This is a genomic window from Ewingella americana ATCC 33852 (genome assembly GCF_000735345.1).
GTDB classification, from domain to species: Bacteria; Pseudomonadota; Gammaproteobacteria; order Enterobacterales; family Enterobacteriaceae; genus Ewingella; species Ewingella americana.
Genome location: NZ_JMPJ01000060.1, coordinates 1 through 16,938, shown reverse-complemented (window position 1 = coordinate 16,938; position 16,938 = coordinate 1). Strand labels below are relative to the sequence as shown.

Here is a 16,938-nt window from a genome sequence, read left to right as displayed (position 1 = left end):
CAAGTGCCGCACTGGAAGATTTAAACCTAGCCAAGCAACACGCTTTCAAGAATGTCAGGCAATAAAAAAGGCGCTTAATCTAAGCGCCTTTTTCACATCATTGAGTGACTTACTTTTTGATACGGATAATTGGCGTTTCGCCAACGGTCACAGTACCAGTCAGTTTAATCAGCTCTTTGATCTCATCCATGTTAGAGATAACAACCGGAGTCAGGGTAGACTTGGCTTTCTCTTCCAGCAGAGGCAGATCAAACTCGATAATCAAATCACCTTTCTTAACGCGTTGACCTTCTTCAGCGATGCGTTTGAAGCCTTCGCCTTTCAGTTCAACGGTATCAATACCGAAGTGGACAAACAGCTCAATGCCGCTGTCGGATTCGATAGAGAAAGCATGGTTAGTTTCGAAGATTTTACCGATAGTACCGTCAACCGGTGCAACCATTTTGTTGCCAGCTGGTTTGATGGCAATACCGTCGCCGACGATTTTCTCAGCGAAAACAACGTCTGGCACATCTTCAATGTTGACAATTTCACCAGAGATCGGCGCTACGATTTCAATAGTGCCAACATCTTTTTTATCATCAGAAACTAGTGATTTCAGTTTATCGAACAAACCCATGATCTTCTCCTAAGCATTAATTTGGGCAGCTTTCCAGCATCGCGCAATTAGCAGAGTGTTTTTTCTTCAATGAACTTGTTAACCAGGTTCATTAACTCTTGCGCCGTAGGTTGGGCCAGGGCCTGGTCTGCCAGCGCTTTCACATCTTCGAAGTTCGTATTACGAATAATTTTCTTGATGCGCGGGATAGAGATAGCACTCATGCTGAACTCATCTAAACCCATGCCCAATAGAAGAAGTGTAGCACGTTCGTCACCTGCTAGCTCGCCACACATGCCTGTCCATTTGCCTGCAGCATGAGATGCGTCAATGACTTGCTTAATTAAAGCCAGTACAGAAGGTGACATTGGGTTGTAAAGATGAGAAATCAGCTCATTACCGCGATCTACTGCCAGAGTATACTGGGTAAGATCGTTAGTACCAATACTGAAGAAATCGACTTCTTTTGCCAGATGATGAGCAATCACTGCCGCAGCCGGTGTTTCCACCATCACGCCAACTTCAATGCTTTCATCAAAGGCTTTGCCTTCTTCGCGTAGTTGCGCTTTCAGCAAGTCCAGCTCTGCTTTCAGTTCACGCACTTCCTCAACGGAAATGATCATTGGGAACATGATACGCAGTTTACCGAAAGCAGAAGCACGCAGAATGGCACGCAGCTGGTCGTGAAGAATTTCTTTACGGTCCAAACAGATGCGGATTGCGCGCCAGCCCAGGAACGGGTTCTCTTCTTTCGGCAAGTTCATGTATGGCAGGTCTTTGTCACCGCCAATGTCCATGGTACGAACGATAACTGCCTGTGAGCCCATCGCTTCAGCAACGGCTTTATAAGCCTGGAATTGCTCTTCTTCGGTAGGCAGGCTTTCGCGGTCCATGAACAGGAATTCGGTACGATACAGGCCAACACCTTCAGCGCCATTGCGCTCTGCACCGGCGACGTCACGCACGGTACCGATATTGGCACAAACTTCCACCTGATGGCCGTCCAGCGTGATTGCTGGCAAGTCTTTCAGTTTGGTCAGTTCGTCTTTTTCAGTGATGTACTGGTTCTGAACAGCTTTCAGCTCGTCAATAATGTCTGCCGTCGGGTTGACGTAGATTTTATTGTTCACGGCATCAAGGATCAGATAGTCATCATTTTTCACCTGTTTGGTCACATCGCTGGTGCCGACGATTGCCGGTAATTCCAGTGAACGCGCCATGATAGAGGTGTGGGAAGTACGGCCACCCAAATCAGTGATGAAGCCCAGCACCTTGTTCAGGTTCAGCTGTGCAGTCTCTGATGGAGTCAGATCGGTCGCCACCAGAATAACTTCATCCTGAATGGAGCTCAGATCGACAATCGCCAGACCCAAAATGTTGCGCAGAAGACGTTTACCGATGTCACGCACGTCAGCGGCGCGCTCTTTCAGGTATTCATCATCCAGCTCTTCCAGAGCCTTGGCTTGCCCTTCAATAACAGAAAAGGCAGCGGCGTCAGCGGAAGCGTGATCATCTTTGATAAGGGCTATGATTTCCTGCTCAAGCTCTTCGTCTTCCAACAACATAATGTGGCCTTCGAAGATGGCTTCTTTCTCTTCACCGAAGGTCTCGCCTGCTTTGGTCTTGATCGTCTCTAACTGTGCTGAAGCTTTAGCACGGCCTGACAGGAAACGTTTTACTTCCTGATCAACTTCTTCAGGAGAGATTTTTTTCCGGTTGATGACAATCTCATCTTCTTTCAACAGAAGCGCTTTGCCGAAAGCGATACCGGGAGATACTAAAATGCCTGAAATCATAACCCTACCTTTCTCTTGACTGGTTTAAACTATTAAGACCGGGCTACTTACTCGAGCTCTGCCATCAGTTTTACCAAGTGTTCAACGGCTTTCTGCTCGTCTTCACCTTCTGCAGAGAGGGTTACCACTGTGCCCTGAGTCAGACCCAGAGTTTGCAGTTTGAAAAGGCTCTTTGCGCTAGCGCTTTTACCGTTAGAGGTCACGGTGATGTCAGAAGTAAAACCTTTAGCTTCTTTCACGAACTGTGCGGCAGGGCGAGTGTGCAGACCGTTAGGTGCGGTAATAGTAACTTCTTGCTGGAACATTGTTGTTTCCCCAACTTATTAAAGTAATGTTGTGGAGCTAAAGTCTAGCTCAAGAGGCCGACTTTAGCCTGATAAGATTCGCGCCTGACTATGGTTCAGGGGCAAGGTGTGATGCAACAGGAAAAGGCGAAAATAAGCACGTTGTGACAAAAAGAATATCCGGTGCTTCCCAATTCCTATCAACTTCCCATTATGCCGTGTTTCACCATCTTGTAACAAATCAGTAAATCGATTCAGCAGCAGACATTCAGCAAGCTGATTAATTTCGCGCATCGAAATAATTGAAGGGTTAAATACTAAACCTGGCTGATAAAATCAATCACAGACTGCTATAAACTTTGATGTAGGCCACAAAAAAGCACCCATTCGGGTGCTTTTTTAAACGATTTAAAGAATGTGGCATTATTGTTGCAATTCTTTTTCCGTAAACAAATCTGCAAACAATGCGGTACTCAAATAGCGCTCGCCGGAAGATGGCAGGATGACGACGATAGTCTTATCGGCGAACTCTGGCTCTTCGGAAAGTTTCACCGCTGCGGCCACTGCTGCACCGGAAGAGATACCCGCCAGAATGCCTTCTTCTTCCATCAAACGACGTGCCATGCTGATGGATTCGTCATTGGTTATCAGAGACACGCGATCGATCAGGTCAAGATCAAGGTTGCCCGGAATGAAGCCTGCGCCAATGCCCTGAATCTTGTGTGGGCCGGGCTTAACTTCTTCGCCATTCAGAGTCTGAGTGATGACAGGGGAGTCAGTCGGCTCCACGGCAATCAGTTTAACGCTGCTTTTCTTACTTTTCAGGTAGCGACCTACGCCGGTGATAGTACCGCCAGTGCCCACGCCTGCGATGAACACGTCAACGTCGCCGTCGGTGTCTTCCCAAATTTCAGGGCCGGTAGTCTTCTCGTGGATCGCCGGGTTAGCCGGGTTGCTGAACTGCTGCAAAATCAAGTAGCGGTTTGGATCGCTGGCCTGAATCTCTTCAGCCTTGGCAATCGCGCCTTTCATGCCTTTCGCGCCTTCGGTCAGCACCAGATTGGCACCCAAGGCTTTGAGCAGTTTACGGCGCTCAACGCTCATGGTTTCAGGCATGGTCAACGTCAATTTATAGCCGCGAGCCGCAGCAACGTAAGCCAGCGCGATGCCGGTGTTGCCGCTGGTAGGTTCTACCAGTTCGATATCTTTGTTCAGAATGCCGCGTTTTTCAGCATCCCAAATCATGTTCGCGCCGATACGACATTTAACGCTGAAGCTCGGGTTACGTGACTCGACCTTGGCCAGAATACGCCCATTGCCAATACGGTTCAGGCGAACCAGCGGCGTGTGGCCGATTGTTAATGAATTGTCTTCATAGATCTTGCTCATAACCCGTCCTTTAACTGGTTGGAATTCCGCAGTGTGTGGTTTCAACACTATGAAAATAGTGGGAATCACGAAAGCATACGCGATCGGTTTTCCCAGTGAAGTAAGGAATTGGTATATCTATATGTTATTAAGAAATATGTTTCCGACACAAGGATCAAGATGAAAAAACAGCCACTAGGTTGCAGTGGCTGTTAGGGAAATTGCACTTAGCGGCGGCGCGTTTGACTTATGTCGTGCCCGTCGACCACGTGTAGATCGCGGTAGCGATCAACCCACATTGCCGTTGCGCCACAAACCGCGACCGGCAGGATGACCAGATTCAGTACCGGGATCATGGTGAACAGGCTGACCAGCGCGCCAAACTGTAAATTGTCGACTTTGTGACGACCGAGCGAGCGACGCATATCAAGGAAGCTGACTTTGTGGTTATCGAAAAGGTAGTCACAATATTGAATAGAGAGCATCCACGCGCTGAACAGGAACCACAGCACGGGGGCGACCGTTTGACCTATGCCGGGAATAAAATAGAGCACCAGCAGCACGATGGCGCGCGGGATGTAATAAGCCAATTTCTGCCATTCGCGCTTCATGATGCGTGGCAGATCTTTCATTATTCCCCAAATGCCGGTGTCCGGCTGGGTTTTTCCGGTCAGGCGGGCTTCGAGCTGCTCCGCCAGCAGGCCGCTGAACGGCGCGGCTATGAGGTTGGCGATGGTACTAAAGAAGTAGCTGAACACCAGCAGGACCGAGAGCACGGCAATTGGCCAAAGCAGGTAATCCAGCCAGCTCAGCCAAGCCGGTATCTTGCTCATCATGGCCGGGATCCAGTCGCCCAACTTGGCGAATAACCACCAAAATGCGCCACCCATCAGAACAATATTCACCAACAGTGGCAAAACCACAAAGCGACGAATGCCAGGCAAGGAAATCAGTGACCAACCCTTGCTGAAATAGTGAACTCCGTTTACCGCGTTAGCGCCTTGCGAAGATGTCATAAAAGAAATTTTCTCTCTGAGTTGAAGGACGTGGACTATCATATCGATATGATTTTCCACTGGCTAGCAGCGTATTGGCTGAAAAAGCGACAAAAAAAGGTGCCGTAATCATGTTTATTACTAGAAAGTAGTGTCCAGACTTGCACTTATCAACTCAGGCAAATAGAGTTAGAAATGTGAATGTTTGCCGTGGTGGCAATGAATTAGAACAACCTAGAGATAGCAATGATGCAGGATTTGCGTCTGATATTAATCGTTGTTGGCGCGATCGCCATAATAGCGTTGTTATTGCACGGTTTGTGGACCAGCCGTAAAGAACGCTCTTCGCTTTTTCGCGATCGTCCAACTAAACGTGTGAAAAAAGAACGAGAGCAATCTCCGGCCGACGATTTCGTCGACGGGGTGGGTGAAGTGCGCGTGCGTCCATCCTATCCTCAGGATGAACCTTCTTTTGGTGAGTATGATGAACCTGAGCAGGTTGCTCCTGTTCGCACTCAGCCACAGCGCCCACCGCAGGCTCCTCCCGTCCAACAGCCTACTGCACCGCGTCAGCCGGCTCCTCAGCCCGTTGCGGCTCAGGATGATCCGTTGTTGAGTGGTTACTCAGCGGCAGACCCTGCTGATGCACCGCGTCGCGAAACCAGCTTTGCGCCGCAGCACCCAGCGCCGCAGCGTGAAGCGGCACCTCAGCCAGCGCGCGAAGTTGAGAAGCCACAGGCTCCGGTTCCACCAGAAGAGATTCATGCTGATGCTGCACCAGCAGCCAAAGCTGAGCCGCACAATGATTCACCTTTCTCTCTGGCAGAAGAAGCGCCAGTTAAAGAGAAGCTGAAAGAGACCGTTCTGGTGCTGCACGTTGCTGCACATCAGGGGGGCGTGATCGGCGGTGAAGTGTTGCTTAATAGCGTATTGCAGGCTGGCTTCCAGTTTGGCGCGATGAACATTTTCCACCGCCATGTTAGCCCGGCGGGCAGTGGTCCAGTGCTGTTTAGTTTGGCGAATATGGTGAAACCTGGCTCATTTGACCCAGATACCATGTCAGACTTCTCAACCCCTGGTATCACGCTGTTCATGATGGTGCCTTGCTACGGCGACGCGCATCAGAACTTCAAACTGTTATTACAGTCGGCTCAGCGCATTGCTGACGACGTGGGTGGCATGGTCCTCGATGACGAGCGACGCATGATCACTCCACAAAAACTGGAAACCTATAAAGCGCGTATTCGCGAGGTTCTTGACGCGACGGCGAAATAAAACGCCGGGCGTATCCAGATATTCAGTCCTTTCCAATGACCCCCGCTTGCCGGGGGTTTTTTATCTTCATGGTGAGTCATGGCCACAATCGAAAATCAAATCAATCAATTACGCACCCAGTTACGCCATCATGAATACCAGTATCACGTGCTGGACGCCCCTGAAATCCCGGACGCCGAATATGATCGCCTGATGCGCGAACTGCGCGCGTTAGAAGAGGCCAATCCGCAGCTGATCACCGCCGACTCCCCAACCCAACGCGTCGGCGCGGCACCCATTTCTGCTTTCGAGCAGGTGAAGCATCAGGTGCCGATGCTGTCGCTGGATAACGTGTTTGATGAAGAGAGTTATTTGGCTTTCTATAAGCGCGTTCAGGACCGTCTGAAAACCACCGAGCCGCTGACCTTCTGCTGCGAGCTAAAGCTCGATGGTCTGGCCGTCAGCCTGCTGTATGAAAACGGTGAGCTGGTGCAGGCCGCCACGCGCGGCGACGGCACCACTGGCGAGAACATTACCGCCAATGTGCGCACCATTCGCGCTATTCCTCTGCGTTTGCAGGGAGAGAATATCCCCGCCCGGCTCGAAGTGCGTGGCGAAGTCTTTATGCCACAGCCGGGTTTTGAAGCCCTGAATGAAGAAGCGCGTCGCACCGGCGGCAAAGTGTTTGCTAACCCGCGTAACGCCGCTGCCGGTTCTTTGCGCCAGCTCGACCCGCGCATCACCGCAAAACGCCCGCTGACCTTCTTCTGTTACGGCGTGGGCCTGCTGGAAGGCGGCGAGCTTCCGCGCAGCCACATCGCCCGTTTGCAGCAATTCAAGGCGTGGGGCCTGCCAGTCAGCGACCGCACCCAGCTTTGCACCGGCCGCGACGATGTGCTGGCTTTCTATCGCCAAGTTGAGACAGACCGCGCTAACCTCGGTTTTGATATCGACGGCGTGGTGGTCAAAATTGATTCCTTGGATATCCAAGAGACTCTGGGCTTCGTGGCGCGCGCGCCGCGCTGGGCCACCGCCTTTAAATTCCCGGCCCAAGAGCAGATCACGCTAGTTAAAGATGTTGAGTTTCAGGTCGGGCGTACCGGGGCTATAACTCCCGTCGCGCGTCTTGAGCCGGTGCAGGTTGCTGGCGTGATGGTGAGTAATGCCACGCTGCACAATGCCGATGAAATTGAGCGTCTGGGCCTGCGCATTGGCGACACGGTGATCATTCGCCGCGCCGGTGATGTTATCCCGCAGGTCGTTGGCGTAGTGCTGGCTGAGCGCCCTGAAAATGCCCGCGAAGTGGTGTTCCCGACGCACTGTCCGGTGTGTAATTCCGACGTCGAGCGTGTGGAAGGCGAAGCCGTGGCGCGCTGTACCGGCGGACTGATTTGCGGCGCGCAGCGCAAAGAAGCCTTAAAACACTTTGTCTCGCGCCGAGCGTTAGACGTTGACGGCATGGGCGACAAGATAATCGACCAACTGGTGGAGAAGGAGTATGTCAAAAACCCGGCAGATCTGTTCCGCCTGAGTGCTGGCAAGCTCACCGGTTTGGACCGAATGGGGCCGAAATCCGCGCAAAATGTGGTAAACGCGCTGGAAAAAGCCAAAGAAACTACGCTGGCTCGCTTCCTCTATGCGCTGGGGATTCGCGAAGTGGGCGAGGCCACGGCGGCGAATCTGGCGGCGCACTACGGCTCGATTGACGCACTGCGCGCAGCCGATGTGGAATCGCTGAAAAGCGTGCAGGACGTCGGCGACGTGGTAGCCAAGCACGTGGTGAACTTCCTCTCCGAGGAGCACAACCAGCAGGTTATCGACGAGCTACTCAGCCCGGAAATCAACATCCACTGGCCAGCGCCGGTTGTGGTGGTGGCCGAAGAGATTGATAGCCCGTTCGCCGGGAAAACCGTGGTGCTGACGGGCTCGCTGTCGATTCTCTCCCGTGACGAAGCCAAAGATCGCCTCACCGCGCTGGGCGCTAAAGTGTCTGGCAGCGTGTCGAAGAAAACCGATTTAGTGATTGCGGGCGAAGCGGCTGGCTCGAAACTAGCCAAGGCGCAGGAGCTGGGCATCGAGGTTATCGACGAAGCGGAAATGATCCGCCTGTTGGGTGATTAACGGCCATGGAAAAAGAAGATTTAATCGAAATCGCCAACATGAAAATGCCTTTCGGCAAGTACGCCGGGCGCGTGCTGATTGATTTACCCGAAGAGTATTTGCTGTGGTTTGCTCGCAAAGATGAGTTCCCGGCGGGCAAGCTTGGCGAGCTGATGCAGCTTACGCTGGCAATCAAAAGTGAAGGTTTACAGAGCTTGATTAACCCACTGCGCCGAGGCGGTCCGGGGCTTTCCGGCACTGACGAGTAAAATAAAAGAAGGCGCTGATTTCAGCGCCTTCTGCTTTCTGTCTGCTAAATCAACTTAGTTCATTTTTGCCTGAACCTGAGCTTTCGGCTCTGGCTGCTGCTTCGCCAGCTGTTTACGCTGGTAGCGTTTCGCCAGCACGGCGCAGGTCATCAGCTGCACCTGATGGAAAATCATCAGCGGCAGCACCATCATGCCAATTGCGCTGACCGGGAACAGAATATTCGCCATCGGGATGCCGTTCGCCAGACTCTTCTTCGAACCACAAAACACGATGGTTATCTCATCGGCCTTGCTGAAGCCCATCCAGCGAGCCATATAGGTGTTAATGACCAGAATAAAGGCCAGCAATACCAGACTGAAGACCACGATAAACAGCAGCGAACCCAACCCCACCTGATGCCAAATCCCTTGAGTTACCGCCTCGCTAAACGCGGTATAGACCACCAGCAGGATGGAAGTCTGGTCCGTCTTACCAATCATTTTACGGTGGCGCTCGACAAAACCGCCAATCAGCGGGCGCAGCAGGTGCCCGGCCACAAACGGCACCAGCAGTTGCAGCATGATGTGCCACACCTGCTGCAAGCTATCGCCGGTAGTGCCCTGCACGTGCATCAACAGGCCTACCAGCAGCGGCGAGACGAAAATACCCAACAGGCTGGATGCAGAAGCACTACACACCGCCGCCGCCACGTTGCCCCCGGCCATGGAAGTAAAGGCAATCGCCGACTGCACGGTGGCGGGCAGAATGCACAGATAGACAAAGCCGCTATAAATTTGCGGGCTGACATCAATCGGGTGCCACCACTGGAACAGCAGCCCGAGCACCGGGAAGATGATAAAGGTGCTGCACATCACCCACAGGTGCAGCCGCCAGTTATTACTGCCGGCGAAGATGGCTTCGCGCGACAGCTTCGCGCCGTGCATAAAGAACAGTAGGCCGATGGCGAAGATAGTCAGGTTATTGAAGAAGGCGACAAACACGCCGCTGGCGGGCAGGAAGGTTGCCAGCAACACGGTGCCAATCAGCGTTTGAGTAAAGCGGTCAGGTAAAAAGCGCATGAGTTTCTCTGCATGAAAAGGAATAAAGCCATGCCGCTATTTTGAATCGCTGGTATACAATTAAAAAATTGATTTATTTAATGCATTGATGAAATTTATTCATGAACTACTCTCTCAAGCAGTTGCGGGTGTTTGTTGCCGTGGCGCGCTACCAAAGTTTCAGCCGGGCAGGGGACGCCATTGGGCTGAGCCAGTCTGCCATAAGCCACAGTATGAAAGAGCTGGAGGCCGAGGTTGGCGTGCGTTTGCTGGACAGAACCACGCGCGAGGTGATTCTGACTAACGCCGGTCAGCGGCTGGCGAGCCGTGTTGAGCCATTGCTCGACGAGCTGCACGCGATGCTGCTTGATACCCGCAGTTTCGGCACTCAGCATAACGGTCGCGTGCGCATTGCCGCTAGCCAAACTATTTCCGCCCAACTGATGCCCAGCTGCATCGCCCGTAGCCAAAAGGATTATCCCGACATCACCATCTTGTTGCGCGATCAGGCGCAGCGACTGGTGCTGAACAGCGTGCGTAATGCCGAAGTGGACTTTGGCATAGTGATCGAGCCGGGCATTAGCCCTGATCTTGAGGGCGAGGTGATTCTGCACGAGCCGTTCTTGCTGCTGTGCCGCGAAGACCATGCTTTTGCACGGCAGAGGGCGGTGCAGTGGCAGCAGCTCGGCGAGCAGCCGTTAGTGCTGCAAGATTATGAGTCGGGCAGTCGCGTCCTGATCGACAACGCGCTGGCGAAGCAGGGGATTGCCGCCAATGTGGTGCAGGAAGTGGGGCACCCGGCCACGCTGTATCCGATGGTTGAAGCCGGGCTGGGCGTCAGCGTCCTTCCCGCGCTTGCACTGCCTTTGCCGCAGGGCAGTCAACTGGTGGTTCGCACGCTGGAGCCGGAAATAAACCGCGCTTTGATGCTGGTGCGGCGTAAGAACCGTTCGCTGTCACCCGCCGCGCAGGCTATTTGGGAAGAGGTGAAATGGCAGGCGGCGCAGCTGACCAAAAAACGCAGCCTGCAAGGATTGCTATAAAGCAGGCAATCAGACGTAAATATCGACCTGACCGGCAGCCTTTTTATCGTCATCCTTTTTAGGATTGGCTTTTTCAGCGTCGAGCATGGCTTTCTCAGCTTGCTGTTCAGCTTTCTGCGCCTGTTGCTGCTGAATCTGTTGGATCTGCTGCTGCAACATAATGATTTGTTGGCGAATCGATGCGATTTGCTTCTGCACATCTTCTTGCGACTGGTCGCTTTTTTTCGACAGATTTTTTAGCTGCTGGGTGAGTTTATCAATCTGCTTATTTAATTGAGCAATCTGGCTACCGCCGCCGCCAGACGCTGATCCCATAGAGATATTGGTGGTTGTGCTAATCGTACTCATTACTGCCTCGCTTATTTTTTGCCTGTTATTGCATACACGGGTACTTAACAGGTATCGGCAAGGCGGCGGAGATCTTTAAGATTGCGGCAGTTGGAGGCGCAGCTTAGGCCAGCGCGCTAGCCAGCCTTTGCTCTGCACGCGCTCCAGCAGCACTAAGGTATTACCGTGGCGCGGATTAGGCGTTATGCTGAACTCAAACAGCTCGGCGGTGCCGACCGGGGCAACTAGCTCCACCTGATTGTTATCATTTAGCTTCGCGCCAATCACCGTCTCGGTCTCCACCCAATAACTCATGGCTTCGCTGCTGGACGAGTAGGGGGCATGGTCATGCAGAAGGTGCATCCGCGCCTGATTCTTCACCGACCAAGGCAAGTCGGCAATATCTCCAAGCTGCCGCTCAAACTCTTTTTCGACGTCAACCGACGTATTTTCAGGATTGAAGTAAATCACGTCGATATCATTGAGCGGCGTGCTTTGGGTGAAGTCGTGCAGACGGTCCCACACCAAATTGCGAACAAATCCCGCCGCTAAGCACCAATCGTTCAGTGCCAGCTGTTTCGCGGCACGCAGGGCCAACATGCGCATCTCATCTTGTTCAATCCACTGGATTATTTGTTGCTGTCGCTGTTGCTCGCTCATTATCTCGTCCCTTATCGAAATGATGGACAGTATAGATAAATGTGACGAAAGAAGGGGGAAGGTTTTTTGAGGGGGAGGATGGGAAATGCAGACCAGCAACTGGTTCGCCTCCATCACGGTTTGGGTCATGGTGATTCAGAAACGAAAAAAGCGCCTAAAAGGCGCTTCTCTCTGAATTGGTGGGCCGTGCTGGATTCGAACCAGCGACCAATTGATTAAAAGTCAACTGCTCTACCAACTGAGCTAACGGCCCGCAGAAGTGGTGGGCGATGACGGGCTCGAACCGCCGACCCCCTCCGTGTAAAGGAGATGCTCTACCAACTGAGCTAATCGCCCCCGTCGTGATGGAGTCGCATTATAGGGATACTTAAACTTACGTCAACGGTTTTTAAAAACAAAAAACACCGTTCGCCCGAAAATTAGACAAGATGACTGATTTCTCGCCCGCGCAGTTGATTCTTTACGCATTCATGGTGTGAATAGCCCTTGTGAACTCCCTATCGGCGTTGAGGATTCAGGGCAGAGTGGTAGAATGACGCCCACTTTTTGTTAATTGATAGCAACGTTTTTTGGCGTTGCGCTATTAAGGCTGCATTCCAGATGAAAATCAAAACCCGTTTTGCTCCGAGCCCAACCGGCTATTTGCACGTCGGTGGCGCCCGTACCGCGCTTTACTCCTGGCTTTTTGCCCGTAACTTGGGCGGTGAGTTTGTGTTGCGTATAGAAGACACCGATCTTGAGCGCTCCACTCAGGCTGCCATTGACGCGATTATGGACGGCATGAACTGGTTGAATCTGCAATGGGATGAAGGTCCATACTTCCAGACCAAACGCTTTGACCGTTATAACGCGGTGATTGACCAGATGTTGGAAAATGGCACGGCATATAAGTGCTACTGCTCCAAAGAGCGTCTGGAAGCCCTGCGTGAAGAGCAAATGGCAAATAATGAGAAGCCTCGTTATGACGGCCGTTGCCGCGACAGCCACGATCATCACAGTGCTGATGAGCCGTGCGTGGTGCGTTTTCGCAACCCGCAGGAAGGTTCTGTTATCTTCGACGACCAGATCCGCGGCCCAATCGAATTCAGCAATGACGAGCTGGATGACTTAATCATTCGCCGTACCGATGGTTCACCAACCTATAACTTCTGCGTAGTGGTGGATGACTGGGATATGGAAATCACCCACGTGATCCGTGGTGAAGACCACATCAACAACACCCCGCGCCAGATTAACATTCTGAAAGCGCTGGGCGCGCCAGTGCCAGTTTACGCGCACGTGTCGATGATTTTGGGTGACGACGGTAAAAAGCTGTCTAAACGCCACGGCGCGGTCGGCGTGATGCAGTATCGCGATGACGGCTACCTGCCAGAAGCACTGCTTAACTATTTGGTGCGTCTGGGCTGGTCCCACGGCGACCAAGAGATCTTCAGCATTGATGAAATGAAAGCGCTGTTCTCTCTGGAGAATGTCAGCAAATCCGCCAGCGCCTTCAATACTGAGAAGCTGCAGTGGCTGAACCATCATTACATCACCACCATGGATCCACACTACGTGGCGACTCACCTGTTGTGGCACGTTGAGCAACTGGGGATTGAGACGCGTAATGGTCCACAGCTGTTCGAAATTGTTCAACTGCTGGGTGAGCGTTGTAAGACGCTGAAAGAGATGGCTGAATCCTGCCGTTACTTCTATGAAGATTTCAGCGAGTTTGATGCTGACGCGGCGAAAAAACATCTGCGTCCGGTTGCTCGTCAACCGCTGGAAGCCGTTCGCGCCAAGCTGGCTGCGATCACTGACTGGACTGCCGAGAACGTTCACAACGCGATTCAGGGTACGGCTGATGAGCTGGGCGTCGGTATGGGTAAAGTCGGTATGCCATTACGCGTTGCAGTAACGGGTGCTGGTATGTCTCCGGGCATGGATGTGACGGTTCACGCGATTGGTCAAAGTCGCACTCTGGCGCGTATCGATCAGGCTCTGGCCTTTATTGCTGAGCGTGAAGCCCAACAGTAAGCGTCAGCATTGAGATAAAGAAAAAGCCAGCGGGTTTCCCTCGCTGGCTTTTTTTATGCGGCTAACAAATCAAAGAATTAACGTTGTTGCGCCACGGATTCTGCATTCGGGCGGTAAGCCAGGAAGTACATCAAACCGACGAACACCGCGCCACCCACTGCGTTGCCGAGGAACACGGCGACGAAGTTAGGCAGGTACTGGGACCAAGTCAGCGCGCCAGCAAAAATAGCCGCTGGGATGATGAACATGTTGGCAACCACGTGCTGGAAGCCGATTGCCACAAACGCCATGACCGGGAACCACATACCAATCACTTTCCCGCCCATGTCTTTACTGGCGTAGGCCAGCCACATTGCCAGACAAACCAGCCAGTTACAGCCGATGCCAGAAATGAATGCCTGACTGAAAGTCGCATTGATTTTAGCCGTCGCGGTAGCCACGGTTTTAGCCAAGAACGCGCCTTCGGTAAGGCCCAGAACGTGACCAAAGAAGTAAGCAACGGCCAGACTGCCCAGCAGGTTTGCCAGCGTCACCCAGAACCAGTTACGCAGAACTGAGTACAGGGTGATTTGGCGAGCGAACCACGCGATAGGCAGGCTCATCATGTTGCCGGTCAGCAGCTCACCGCCTGCCAGAACCGTCAAAATGATCCCCACTGGGAAAACAGCCGCGCCCAGTAAGTTACTGAAAGAACCCCAGGATGCAGGCAATGTCCCTATTACGTGCAAATCCAGGAGGAAACCTGTGGCGATGAAAGCACCGGCCAAGAATCCTAAAATTAACAAATTCATCACGGTTGCGCGGCTTTTAGTTGTGCCTGTCGCTACTGCGATTGACGCGATTTCTTTTGGTGAATACAAGGACATAAGAGCACTCGACGATAGTTGGTTATGATTATATCGCGGGCAGTCTAGACGCAGAATTATCCGAAAACAAGACGATTATCATAGCCTGCTAACAACCTATTAATGATTAGGTCACACATGTTAAAAAAATGCTTAATAAGATCATAAGGCTGGATAAAAATGACCGGAGGAGGGCAGAGCAATTCAGACGTATTTAGCTACAAAATTGTATCTGGACGTCGGAAAAACTTGAGAGTTATGGCCGGGTTGGCGGCTTTTTCAGCGCTTGATTCCATATTCAGATTTAGCCGTTGACAGGGTTAGCTCGGTTTCATATGATGCGCCCCGTTCACTCGTTTTTACGAGTCGGAAATGGGGGTATAGCTCAGCTGGGAGAGCGCTTGCATGGCATGCAAGAGGTCAGCGGTTCGATCCCGCTTATCTCCACCAACTTCCTTCTCAGGGTAAGTTGGTACTTGATTCCTCTGAGCGGAATTGAGTAGAAGACCTAAAACGTGAACAACCTCGTGTGGGGGTATAGCTCAGCTGGGAGAGCGCTTGCATGGCATGCAAGAGGTCAGCGGTTCGATCCCGCTTATCTCCACCAAAATTTAAGAAACCGGCCTCTGGCCGGTTTTTTGCTTTCTGCCATTCGGCAATCTATTCCTGCTTCAATCCCACTCTTCCAGCTAGCTCCTTCGCCAAATAGCAGGCACAAAAAAAGGCGCCGAAGCGCCTTTAGAAGCTGTGTGCAGGTTTGTGGCCTACGCCAGTACCAGACCCGCGATAGAAGCTGACAGTACGCTCACCAGCGTTGAACCGTACAGCAGTTTCAGGCCGAAGCGTGAAACTACGTTGCCTTGCTTCTCGTTCAGGCCCTTGATGGCGCCCGCAACGATACCAATTGAAGAGAAGTTGGCGAAAGAGACCAGGAACACAGACAGGATGCCAACGCCGCGTGGAGAGAGCTCGCCTGCGACTTTCTGCAGGTCCAGCATGGCCACGAATTCGTTAGAAACCAGTTTGGTTGCCATGATACTGCCGACTTGCAGCGCTTCGTGGCTCGGTACGCCCATAATCCATGCGAACGGGTAGAAGACATAACCCAGCACGCCTTGGAAGGTGATACCGAAAACAACGTCGAACAGCGCGTTCAAGCAGGAGATCAGTGCGATGAAGCCAATCAACATAGCTGCAACGATGATAGCCACTTTGAAGCCCGCCAGAATGTATTCACCCAGCATTTCAAAGAAGCTCTGACCCTGATGGGTGTTGCCGATTTGCAGGTCTTCTTCTGAATCAACTTTATAAGGGTTGATCAGTGACAGTACGATAAAGGTACTGAACATGTTGAGAACCAGCGCAGCAACCACATAACGCGGCTCAAGCATGGTCATGTATGCACCCACGATTGACATAGACACTGTCGACATCGCGGTAGCAGCCATGGTGTACATACGTTTTTCTGACATTTTGCCCAGAATGTCTTTATACGCGATAAAGTTTTCAGACTGACCAAGGATCAGGGAGCTAACGGCGTTGAAGGATTCCAGTTTCCCCATACCGTTAATTTTTGACAATACTGTACCGATAGCGCGAATAATAATTGGCAGGATACGGATATATTGCAAAATACCAATCAGTGCAGAGATAAACACGATTGGGCACAAGACTTTCAGGAAGAAGAACGCTAATCCTTTATCGCTCATGCCTCCAAATACGAAGCCGGTCCCTTCTGCGGCAAAGGCTAACAATTTCTCAAACAGGTCAGAGAAGCCTTTTACGAAACCTAATCCAAACTCTGAGTTGAGGAAGAAATAGGCTAATAAAACTTCAAGGACCAAAAGCTGTGCAATGAAGCGTAAACGGATATTTTTACGATCACGGCTTACCAGCAAGGCCAGTACAGCGACAACGGCCAACGCTAATACAAAGTGCAGTATTCGGGACATGGGTGCTCCAAATTAGAGGCAGGCTATATTTCGACGGACATTCTATGTAACGCGTACATTTAAAACGTGAAGTGGCCTGCAAATATAGAAATTGCGGACACTGATTGCAACATTTCTGAACAGACCACACAAAAAATCAAGATGTTATTAAAAAGCGTCACAACTTGAATTGTTGTGCTAGCTTTATTATTAGCCGTAATAGTTTTCTAAATATGGTCGACCGTCTCTATTTCGCCCCTGAGTCTCTGTGCCTATCAGAGAAATCAGCTGGATCAATCTAAATGCACTTGATAATCATTATCAATTAGATATGATTGATGTAAACGCAACAATAGTAAGGTTAATGCGACTATGTTTAACAGCCGAGCCGAATCCTCCGGCCGAGCCTCCCGC

Annotated in this window: 15 protein-coding genes and 4 tRNA genes; 7 read left to right on the top strand and 12 right to left on the bottom strand. The window is 51.7% G+C overall.

All coding sequences use genetic code 11. The features are described from left to right. Positions 1-109: 109 nt before the first annotated feature. The 5 genes from crr to cysZ all read right to left on the bottom strand — a co-directional run bounded on the left by crr (position 110) and on the right by cysZ (position 5,062). Positions 110-619 (bottom strand): PTS glucose transporter subunit IIA, encoded by a 510-nt coding sequence (crr, locus tag GEAM_RS12615; RefSeq protein ID WP_034792029.1) that lies wholly within the window; start codon positions 617-619, stop codon positions 110-112. A 47-nt stretch (positions 620-666) separates the two neighbouring features. Then, on the bottom strand, positions 667-2,394 hold the full coding sequence (gene ptsI / locus GEAM_RS12610; protein ID WP_034792027.1) for a phosphoenolpyruvate-protein phosphotransferase PtsI: 1,728 nt from the start codon (positions 2,392-2,394) through the stop codon (positions 667-669). 47 nt (positions 2,395-2,441) lie between these two features. Continuing rightward, positions 2,442-2,699: a phosphocarrier protein Hpr gene (ptsH, locus tag GEAM_RS12605; RefSeq protein ID WP_003038086.1), complete on the bottom strand. Its 258-nt coding sequence runs from the start codon at positions 2,697-2,699 to the stop codon at positions 2,442-2,444. A 402-nt stretch (positions 2,700-3,101) separates the two neighbouring features. Further along, on the bottom strand, positions 3,102-4,067 hold the full coding sequence (cysK, locus tag GEAM_RS12600; RefSeq protein WP_034792025.1) for a cysteine synthase A: 966 nt from the start codon (positions 4,065-4,067) through the stop codon (positions 3,102-3,104). A gap of 206 nt (positions 4,068-4,273) precedes the next feature. Then, positions 4,274-5,062 (bottom strand): sulfate transporter CysZ, encoded by a 789-nt coding sequence (gene cysZ / locus GEAM_RS12595; RefSeq protein ID WP_034792022.1) that lies wholly within the window; start codon positions 5,060-5,062, stop codon positions 4,274-4,276. A 225-nt stretch (positions 5,063-5,287) separates the two neighbouring features. Between cysZ and zipA the strand changes: the two genes are divergently transcribed. From zipA to GEAM_RS12580, 3 genes are all read left to right on the top strand, one after another. Further along, positions 5,288-6,316, top strand: coding sequence for a cell division protein ZipA (gene zipA, locus GEAM_RS12590; protein WP_034792020.1), 1,029 nt, complete (start codon positions 5,288-5,290; stop codon positions 6,314-6,316). A gap of 78 nt (positions 6,317-6,394) precedes the next feature. Continuing rightward, positions 6,395-8,416 (top strand): NAD-dependent DNA ligase LigA, encoded by a 2,022-nt coding sequence (ligA, locus tag GEAM_RS12585; protein WP_034792017.1) that lies wholly within the window; start codon positions 6,395-6,397, stop codon positions 8,414-8,416. A 5-nt stretch (positions 8,417-8,421) separates the two neighbouring features. Further along, entirely contained in the window at positions 8,422-8,664 is a 243-nt protein-coding gene (locus tag GEAM_RS12580) for a DUF3820 family protein (protein ID WP_034792015.1), read from the top strand. A gap of 54 nt (positions 8,665-8,718) precedes the next feature. Here the strand turns inward: GEAM_RS12580 and GEAM_RS12575 are convergent, their stop codons facing one another. Beyond that, on the bottom strand, positions 8,719-9,723 hold the full coding sequence (locus tag GEAM_RS12575; RefSeq protein WP_034792013.1) for a bile acid:sodium symporter family protein: 1,005 nt from the start codon (positions 9,721-9,723) through the stop codon (positions 8,719-8,721). 101 nt (positions 9,724-9,824) lie between these two features. Between GEAM_RS12575 and GEAM_RS12570 the strand changes: the two genes are divergently transcribed. Then, on the top strand, positions 9,825-10,745 hold the full coding sequence (locus GEAM_RS12570) for a LysR family transcriptional regulator (RefSeq protein ID WP_034792011.1): 921 nt from the start codon (positions 9,825-9,827) through the stop codon (positions 10,743-10,745). Between the two features lie 9 nt (positions 10,746-10,754). On the opposite strand, the gene GEAM_RS12565 is transcribed toward GEAM_RS12570, so the two are convergent. From GEAM_RS12565 to GEAM_RS12550, 4 genes are all read right to left on the bottom strand, one after another. Beyond that, complete coding sequence (locus GEAM_RS12565; RefSeq protein ID WP_034792007.1) at positions 10,755-11,093, bottom strand: FlxA-like family protein; 339 nt, start codon at positions 11,091-11,093, stop codon at positions 10,755-10,757. 75 nt (positions 11,094-11,168) lie between these two features. Further along, positions 11,169-11,732, bottom strand: a complete 564-nt coding sequence (locus GEAM_RS12560; RefSeq protein ID WP_034792005.1) for a nucleotidyltransferase family protein — start codon at positions 11,730-11,732, stop codon at positions 11,169-11,171. Positions 11,733-11,909: 177 nt separating this feature from the next. After that, positions 11,910-11,985 (bottom strand) — tRNA-Lys (locus tag GEAM_RS12555). Between the two features lie 7 nt (positions 11,986-11,992). After that, positions 11,993-12,068, bottom strand: a tRNA-Val gene (locus tag GEAM_RS12550). 264 nt (positions 12,069-12,332) lie between these two features. On the opposite strand from GEAM_RS12550, the gene gltX reads away from it, so the two are divergent. Next, on the top strand, positions 12,333-13,748 hold the full coding sequence (gene gltX / locus GEAM_RS12545; RefSeq protein ID WP_034792003.1) for a glutamate--tRNA ligase: 1,416 nt from the start codon (positions 12,333-12,335) through the stop codon (positions 13,746-13,748). 77 nt (positions 13,749-13,825) lie between these two features. Here the strand turns inward: gltX and GEAM_RS12540 are convergent, their stop codons facing one another. Next, a complete protein-coding gene (locus GEAM_RS12540; RefSeq protein WP_034792001.1) occupies positions 13,826-14,614 on the bottom strand; it encodes a formate/nitrite transporter family protein in 789 nt (262 codons plus the stop codon). 353 nt (positions 14,615-14,967) lie between these two features. On the opposite strand from GEAM_RS12540, the gene GEAM_RS12535 reads away from it, so the two are divergent. Both GEAM_RS12535 and GEAM_RS12530 read left to right on the top strand, forming a co-directional pair. Beyond that, positions 14,968-15,043, top strand: a tRNA-Ala gene (locus GEAM_RS12535). A gap of 81 nt (positions 15,044-15,124) precedes the next feature. Beyond that, positions 15,125-15,200, top strand: a tRNA-Ala gene (locus GEAM_RS12530). A gap of 157 nt (positions 15,201-15,357) precedes the next feature. Here GEAM_RS12530 and GEAM_RS12525 read toward each other — a convergent pair. Then, complete coding sequence (locus tag GEAM_RS12525; RefSeq protein WP_034791999.1) at positions 15,358-16,545, bottom strand: NupC/NupG family nucleoside CNT transporter; 1,188 nt, start codon at positions 16,543-16,545, stop codon at positions 15,358-15,360. Positions 16,546-16,938: the final 393 nt, after the last annotated feature.